Annotated in this window: 10 protein-coding genes; 4 read left to right on the forward strand and 6 right to left on the reverse strand. The window is 42.8% G+C overall.

Going from position 1 to position 7,548, the window contains the following annotated elements:
- A partial coding sequence (locus F8N00_RS14525) for a PBP1A family penicillin-binding protein (RefSeq protein ID WP_421018441.1) occupies window positions 1-2,425 on the reverse strand: 2,425 nt, incomplete at its 3' end.
- Window positions 2,426-2,445: 20 nt separating this feature from the next.
- Window positions 2,446-3,072 carry a Holliday junction resolvase RecU gene (gene recU, locus F8N00_RS14530; RefSeq protein ID WP_035396916.1) on the reverse strand — a complete coding sequence of 209 codons (627 nt, stop codon included), beginning with the start codon at window positions 3,070-3,072 and terminating at the stop codon, window positions 2,446-2,448.
- A gap of 74 nt (window positions 3,073-3,146) precedes the next feature.
- On the opposite strand from recU, the gene F8N00_RS14535 reads away from it, so the two are divergent.
- The 4 genes from F8N00_RS14535 to F8N00_RS14550 all read left to right on the forward strand — a co-directional run bounded on the left by F8N00_RS14535 (window position 3,147) and on the right by F8N00_RS14550 (window position 5,160).
- Window positions 3,147-3,449: a DUF1798 family protein gene (locus F8N00_RS14535; protein WP_023468613.1), complete on the forward strand. Its 303-nt coding sequence runs from the start codon at window positions 3,147-3,149 to the stop codon at window positions 3,447-3,449.
- Window positions 3,450-3,624: 175 nt separating this feature from the next.
- The gene (locus F8N00_RS14540; RefSeq protein ID WP_421018442.1) at window positions 3,625-3,756 is read left to right on the forward strand and encodes a hypothetical protein; all 132 of its coding nucleotides are present in this window, start codon (window positions 3,625-3,627) and stop codon (window positions 3,754-3,756) included.
- Window positions 3,757-3,988: 232 nt separating this feature from the next.
- Window positions 3,989-4,189 (forward strand): hypothetical protein, encoded by a 201-nt coding sequence (locus F8N00_RS14545; RefSeq protein WP_421018443.1) that lies wholly within the window; start codon window positions 3,989-3,991, stop codon window positions 4,187-4,189.
- A gap of 194 nt (window positions 4,190-4,383) precedes the next feature.
- Window positions 4,384-5,160, forward strand: a complete 777-nt coding sequence (locus F8N00_RS14550) for a hypothetical protein (RefSeq protein WP_421018444.1) — start codon at window positions 4,384-4,386, stop codon at window positions 5,158-5,160.
- 27 nt (window positions 5,161-5,187) lie between these two features.
- On the opposite strand, the gene F8N00_RS14555 is transcribed toward F8N00_RS14550, so the two are convergent.
- Genes F8N00_RS14555 through F8N00_RS14570 form a run of 4 tightly spaced genes read right to left on the reverse strand, consistent with a single transcriptional unit; the run spans window position 5,188 to window position 7,499 of the window.
- A complete protein-coding gene (locus F8N00_RS14555) occupies window positions 5,188-5,424 on the reverse strand; it encodes a phage holin (RefSeq protein WP_421018448.1) in 237 nt (78 codons plus the stop codon).
- 48 nt (window positions 5,425-5,472) lie between these two features.
- Window positions 5,473-6,150: a M15 family metallopeptidase gene (locus tag F8N00_RS14560; RefSeq protein ID WP_421018445.1), complete on the reverse strand. Its 678-nt coding sequence runs from the start codon at window positions 6,148-6,150 to the stop codon at window positions 5,473-5,475.
- On the reverse strand, window positions 6,150-6,680 hold the full coding sequence (locus F8N00_RS14565) for a phage holin family protein (RefSeq protein ID WP_421018446.1): 531 nt from the start codon (window positions 6,678-6,680) through the stop codon (window positions 6,150-6,152). The genes F8N00_RS14560 and F8N00_RS14565 overlap by 1 nt, the downstream gene beginning before the upstream one ends.
- A gap of 57 nt (window positions 6,681-6,737) precedes the next feature.
- Window positions 6,738-7,499, reverse strand: coding sequence for an SH3 domain-containing protein (locus F8N00_RS14570; RefSeq protein WP_421018447.1), 762 nt, complete (start codon window positions 7,497-7,499; stop codon window positions 6,738-6,740).
- Window positions 7,500-7,548: the final 49 nt, after the last annotated feature.

Raw genomic sequence — 7,548 nt, forward strand, 5'->3', positions numbered from 1 at the left:
GTTCATCCGTCGTCGGTTCATCCGTCGTCGGTTCATCCGTTGTCGGTTCGTCCGTTGTCGGTTCATCCGTTGTCGGTTCATCCGTTGTCGGTTCGTCCGTTGTCGGTTCGTCTGCTTCAGGATCCGTGACCGTTACTGTCGTCGAAACCGGACCTGATTTTTCTCCAGAAGCCTTCGCGACGACTTGGAATGTCGAGCGACCTGGCTTCAATCCACTGATCGCAATTCGATTCGTCGAGCTCGTTCCGACTGTCGATGATTGACCATCAGCATCCGTCATTGTCACTTCAAACGAGACATCGTCATACCCATTGGCACGAAGCGCAGCATCATTATAGTTCCAAGTCAGTTCACCGCTCTTTGTGTCTTCATCGTAAGATGCTTGTAATCCAGTCGGAGCGGGTACCGTCTTTTTTTCAACGACAGGTTCCTTCGTCCCTTTCACGTACAATTCGTTTCCGATACTGAGGACAGAACTAGGTTGTTCGAATGGTGCCGGCGTACGATCACGTGTCTTCGTGATGAAATCTTTCCAGATTTGTTGCGCCATCGTACTGTTATACGGACCACTGAGCCCTGCACCATTGTTATTGCCGGACTTCGTAGTTCCTGTCCATACACTGATTGAAACGTCTGATGTGTATCCAGCAAACCAGACATCTTTGTAAGCATTCGTCGTCCCAGTTTTTCCAGCTGCGTCAAACGATAATCCAGCGCTTGGGAACGTACCGCCTGGTTTCAAAACATCACGCAACATGTCCGTCAACATATACGCCGTGTAGTCTTCCATTGCTTTTTTCGATTTGACTGGTGATTTGATTTTTGATCCATCACTGTATTCAATCGATTTGATCAGGTGCGGTTTGATATAATCGCCACCGTTTCCGAGTGTCGCATAAGCCCCAGCCATTTGAGTCGTATTGAAACCATGTTTCATCCCACCAATCGCATAAGCTGGTGAAATCGACTCATCGTCTTCTAATTTCAAACCTGATTTTTCAGCAAATGCTTGAACTGGGTCACCACCGATTTCTTGATACGTTTGGATGGCCGGTGTGTTCGCTGAAATTTTTAACCAGTGGCGTATCGTATTCGTGCCACGGTATCCATCATAATAGTTACCAATCTCTTTTCCATTGACTTCTGTTGGTTTATCCGTCAATTGCTTCGCAGTCGACCATTTATCGTTCTCGATCGCTGGACCATACGCGAAGAATGGTTTTGCGGACGATCCCGGTTGGTGCGGTTCATTTGCGTAGTTTCGTCTCGCTGTTCCCTTACCCGGATTTTTTCCGTCTACGACAGCTAAAATCTCACCCGTTTGTGTATTCACTGCCGAAGCAGCTGTCTCTGCATATTCAGGCATTTTAACGATTTGGTCTTTTTTGATGGCTTCGTTCATATAATCGTGCATCGGTTTATCGATCGATGTATAGATTTTTAAACCTTGACCATAGATGTCTTTTCCTTCCAAGCCAAAATCATCTTCTAACTCTTTTGATACCATATCGAAGATGACACTATCGTAAGATTCATCCTTTGTTGACTTCGGTGCCGGATTGATCAATTTTGAGATTGGCTGCTTCACTGCTTTATCCCGTTGTGCTTCTGTAATGACGCCTGTCGTCTGCATCGCATTGAGTACTTGCGTCTGACGCCATTTCGTTAACTTCGGATCTCCTTTAATTGGATCGTATGCCGTCGGACGCTGTGGGAGTCCTGCGAGCATCGCGGCTTCCGCATAATTCAATTTATTTACAGGCTTATTGAAGTATGCTTTTGAAGCGGTTTGGATGCCAAATGAATTTTGACCATAGTAGTTTTTGTTCAAGTACATCTCTAAAATTTGATCTTTTGTATAGTCCTGTTCTAAACGAATCGCGAGCCATTGCTCTTGGACTTTCCGTGTAATCGTCTTATCAAAAGTCAGGAACGACTGTTTGACGACCTGTTGCGTGATTGTCGAAGCCCCTTCAGAACCAAATCCGTCCGTCACGTTCGCGATGATGGCTCCGCCAAGACGACGGAAATCGATTCCGTTGTGCTGATAGAAACGACGGTCCTCAATCGAAATGAATGCGTCCTTGACGACTTCAGGGACTTCATCAATCGAGACGTATTCCCGACTCGTTCCACCTTTCGTAATTTCCTTCTTATTACTTGCGTAAATTTTTAGCGGCAAAGCATCACGTAATTCTGCTTCATCCAGCTCAGGAGCAGTAGCTACGGCATATGCTGCAAAACCGCCACCAATCAGCATCATTAAGATGAATAGTCCGGTAGCAATCAGTAATAACTTTTTCCAAAGTGGACCTTTCCCACCGGAACCTCCACCTGACTTTTTCTTTTGGGGACGTTTCGTCCGTTTCATCTTTTTCTCAGATGACTTCGTCTCTTCACGACGTGCGACACGACTTCTTTCCATATGCTATCCTTCTCCTTCAATCAAAAAGTGTCTGAATTGAAATATAGTTCGTCCACTGCCTTTAAATAATCGATGGCAGGGTACGCGCCAGTCTCGACTTTGATACCGTCTCGTTCAATGACCGTCAGCGGAATAGATTTTCGTCCGCTTTCTAGCTGATCCCACCAGGGGAACACGTGCTCGACTGAAAGCACATATTGCACATTATACAGACTGAAACGAATGATGACAAAACAAATTCCTCCATGTTCGACACATTGGCGCATGTGTGCGATTTGATGGGGGTGAAAATTTTTTATCGGGAAGGATGTTTTATTCGTCGTCTCCTTCGCTTCGAAATCAATATATTTTCCGCGATAAACACCGTTATAGTCCGTCGTCGACGGTTGCTTGAAATAGGCTTCCTTGACGACCGCTGCCGACCGTTTTGGATAATCGACTTGGACGATTTGTAACGGAGTGGGTTTCTTGTGAATGATTGCCCGATTATGGGTCAGGTAAAACGTATTACTTTCATTCAATAATTTTTCGAGCGTCATCCCTCGATTCGAAAAGGTCGAATCGGTTGATCGCGCCTTCTTGATTCGGGTTCCATGCGACTCGAGTGGCTTTTGAAATTTTTTCCCGTTCGGGTAATTCAAAACGATTCCCCTCCTATCGCGTTTATTGTACCATGATATGTGATTGTACCGTATCGGCCGAGAGGAGTAGTTAAAAACCAATGACAATTGAACCGTTATTACAAGAGATTGAACGTATTTATCAAGAAGGACGTGCCGGAACCGAATATGACTTCAATCGTGACGTCGTACCGTTCGTTGAACGAGCGGATCAACTGATTGCACAGTGGCAAACGAATGCCCAGGATAGTCCTTACTTACGACCTAGCATGGTCGAAAGCGCCGTGGATCAACTAAAGCAAATTTCCGTTCAAGCATTTCAGCCGAAAACGAGTCTGAAACGCTTCAATGAAACGATTAAATCCGTTCGTTATATCGATCGCTTGATGAATGGTGAAGAATAACGATTAAAAAACAGGAATTATCTTCCTTAAGTCGAACACCTAATCATACGAGAGAATGTTTCTATGGTTTCACTTATCAGGCTATAGCTTTTCAGCCGCCTAGCGTGTAAAGTGGCATCAAGAGCATTTCTTTCGAAAAGACTGTGTAATTATTGTGCAATTGGAGGAGATTCATTTGAACAAACGGGTACAATCGAACGTCAAAGGCGTTGACGTCAAAGGATTTCCTAAGAATTCAACCCCTGCCCCGAAGAAATACATCATGTTCGTCGATGAGACGGGGGTTCGAAACAGCTACCCTATATAATAGGAAGTCACGTGAATCTGCTCTTTTCAGAATCACTTCTCCAGTTGTTTTCCGATATGTAGCTAGTGTGCAATGTAGTGTGCAATAGAAGGAAAATTTAATGAGTGTGCAATAAGGTGTGCAATGAAAAATTGCACACCTTATTCGTTTTTAAGCGGGGAATACGTGGTAATTACTCATTAATCTGATTAGTGTGCATCGGCTCGTCATGGGAATGGGAGGTTATCTGAGGATGAAGATACTATTGCTCGGAGAGAACCAGTTAGCGATCACAGGAGACGCCGCAGAGATTAATCGAGTCATCGAGACATTGACTATAGGGAGTCAGGTCGACCTATTGCTCAAGACGTCATGTATGAAAAAAATAAACGTGATCCTCCCAAATAAAAAGGAAGCGATCACGAATGAGCAAGTAACCTTTGTATTTGATTAAACGGGAAAGGGGAGGTCCCCTTTCGCGAATTCCAGTCACCACACCCTCGCGACTTCGCCCGACCTTCCCCTGGATTCCCTTGTGGGAGACTTAAGCATATCATATAATTACCTTATTTACCCATTTTGTTAAATATTGTATTTTATGCCTGATTTGGTATTCTTAATAGAGTACCTAATGAGGGGGATTTAGTTTTGTTTTTAGAACTCGCAAAAAAATTAGTATCTAAAACATCTATAGAAGTGATCACTGCATTTGCTACCACAGGCGCTACTTTCTTTGCGTGGCGTACTACCGTCTCAAATAAACAACAGTCTAAAGAGCAAAATGAGGAACGACATCGCATTGAGAGGCCTCGCTTGACTCCTTTGAATAAGGATGTGTATCTTGATGACTTTAAACCGACACCAACTTGGAATGCGTATGACGAAAAATACGAGGATATGTCCTATAGACAAGGTGAGCTTGATTCTTTTTACTTTAACCTGATTAATACCGGGAAATCATATGCTTTAAAGATTGAAGTCACTTTCCAATTAATTGGCGGTATAGAAGCTATAGATGAAGTGAAGAAACGTAGTTATTCTGTTGAAATCGACGATCCAGATTTAAAGCTTCTTAATCCCGAAACTTTTACAATTACAGTTAGTTATGCTTTAAACTTAGATCGTCCTGTTTCTGTATCGCAATATATTATCGATTCATTTAAATTAAGGTTCCCATTAGTTATGAGCAATGAATCTATTCGCATTTACTTACCAGAATACTTCGTTACCCTCACAAACTTTTATATCTTAAAAATGATCCCAAATAAACCACGTCTCAAGATGACAATCGATTATGTTGATCAATACCACGAAAAGCATTCCGACTGTTTTATTGTTGAGTTAAAACAAAAACAGCCCTTATACCAATATGAAGACGAACTTTTCTTGGATTTCGAATTCGTAAAACCTATAAAACAAAAATAAACCCCACCAGTGATGGCGGGGTTTTTGCTATAGCTTTTTCAGTTTATTATAGGCTTTCTTATCTTCGAGTGCGTTCTGCATCCCTTGTGCTTCCGGTGTGATTGTGATGTTGTTGTTCTTCCACCAGGCAACGATGAGACCGATAACACCAATCAATCCTGTGATGAAGGCGCCCACCTTCTCAGGTGTGAATGGGATTGGGCTGTACCCTAGCGAGAGCAACAAGGCGTTGACCATCGCATAGAGGGGAATGGCGAGGCGGATAAAAGCTACTGTTTTTTTCGTTCATATCAATCCCTCATTTCGTTTGGATTAAAAGAGCATGTTCCAGGTATCTTTACCGACGACACCGTCTGGATTGAGCTTCTTACGCTTCTGATAGGCTTTCACAGCTTTCTCAGTAGCAGCATCGAACTTACTCGTCACTTGTACTCCGACCGCCCGTTGAACCCGTTCAATATCTTTCTGGACCATCTTCTGCGCTTCTTGAGTTCGGTACAAAGGATATTTCGGAACAGGAACGATTGCCTTGCCGTAGCCTTTCGATGCAGCAGATTTGCTCGCTGGCTTCGGTACCGGTGTAGCAACAGACGCAGCGAGTACCTTGTCTGAACCGTAGCCTTTGTAGTTGTACTGCAAGTGTGGCTTGTCGACGAAGGACGCCCAGTCGCCACCCCACTCGAAGCCGAGTCGCTTCGCTTCCGCCAATGCCTTCTTGATGTCCGCGCGACCGTAGCCTGCCCAGTCTGCTTTGCCGTCTTTGATTGGCACGAAATCGAGTGCTTGCCCGACGAGATGATAGGACGTCATCGTTTGGGATGCACCTGAACGAACGTTCGCGAACTGTTCTGCATACGTTCGACGAGCGTCGTAGATCAACAGTTCGATGTCGTTCTTGATGAGGAAGTCGTACCATTTGAGTGCGGCTTTCTTTGTGTTCGGCGCAAGTTCCTCGAGTGCTGCGCGATTTCGTTTGTCATAGTACAACATTATTTTGCCTCCTTTTGATCTTCAGCGTGATGATCAACCAACTTCATTTCTGCGATACTCACTTCACTCGAAATGGGTGTGATCTGTTCTTCTTGAGTGACTGCCGTCTCGATGATCGAGTCGACGGCATGCGGTTCTTTCTCACCTTGTAACTGTGTCAGCGCATCGACCATTTGCTGAGGCATTGGTACGTTCAATAGCGCTAGATTCTCCGTGACGGATAATCCTTCACGTGCAATGTAATAGTAAAGCGCAAGTGTCCGGACGATTGGTAAACCGCCGTTGATCAACTCATCGAGTAATACAGCGATAATAATAACGACAAAAACGATACCCTTTCGGATACCGCCCCAGAACATGACATCACTATTCACACGCTTATGTTTATATGCTGCTAAGAACCCGGTTAAATAGTCCACGATCATTAAAAACACTAGAATTTTCAATGCAGCGTCCCATCCTCCAAATAATGCTGTCACTACGGTTCCTAGTACCGCGAAGGCGCTTTCGATTAAATGATGTGTTCTCATGCTTTATTTTCTCCTCACAAAAAAACACCCCATATAGGAGTGTTTTAATAGTTTGATTTATTTGGCTAGAACTTGATATTCGTAAAATTGATTATTGTCTGATATTCTTTCGTCATTATAGTCTTTTTTCGGGAAAAGATAAGAAACATAGTACTTACCTAAATCATAGCTAGCCATCAAGTCTGAATCAGTATTGTCACTTGTTACACTGTCGGGTTTTCCTAATGCAGATTTTAAATCCCGATACGTGTTTTTTGCTTTTTTCGTGGGCTGAAACTTCATAGTAGAAATATATGCTTTTTTGGAAAGTTGTTTATAACTTTCAGGATTTACATCTATATTAGGATTAGGATCAGTAATTACGAATCTAAGTTTATTTATACGATAGTCGATATGAAATCCTTGACCTGAACTGTATTCAGACTCTGGTTTTCCTAAAATATTGATTAAAGAAGAAACTTTATTATTAATCACTAATGGTAAAGCAGGCTCTATTTGCCCTTGCTTTGCGAAAAACTTAATTCTTGAGAATTGATTCTTTGGAGCTTCTTTAATGTATTCGCTAAATACATAAGCTTTTTTCTGCTTGTAATCAATCTTAGACCAACCGCTCTTTGTTTTTGAATACACTTTCACTTTAGAACCAAGTTTGAGTGACCCAACTTTTTTACTTTTCGTACTGGCTTTTTCACGTACATTTAAATTATCAGCGACAACATACAATGTCTCAGTTTTTGTAGCAGCACCAGCCATTTTTAGGTTATAAGAAAACACAGTTCCTATTAACATGACTGCAATCAAAAATTTAATACCTTTCAAGTAAAACACCCCTATTCATTTTTTCCAACAAGTGTATTTTACCAAATGG

The organism is Exiguobacterium sp. A1_3_1 (assembly GCF_048985645.1).
Classification (GTDB): domain Bacteria; phylum Bacillota; class Bacilli; order Exiguobacteriales; family Exiguobacteriaceae; genus Exiguobacterium_A; species Exiguobacterium_A indicum.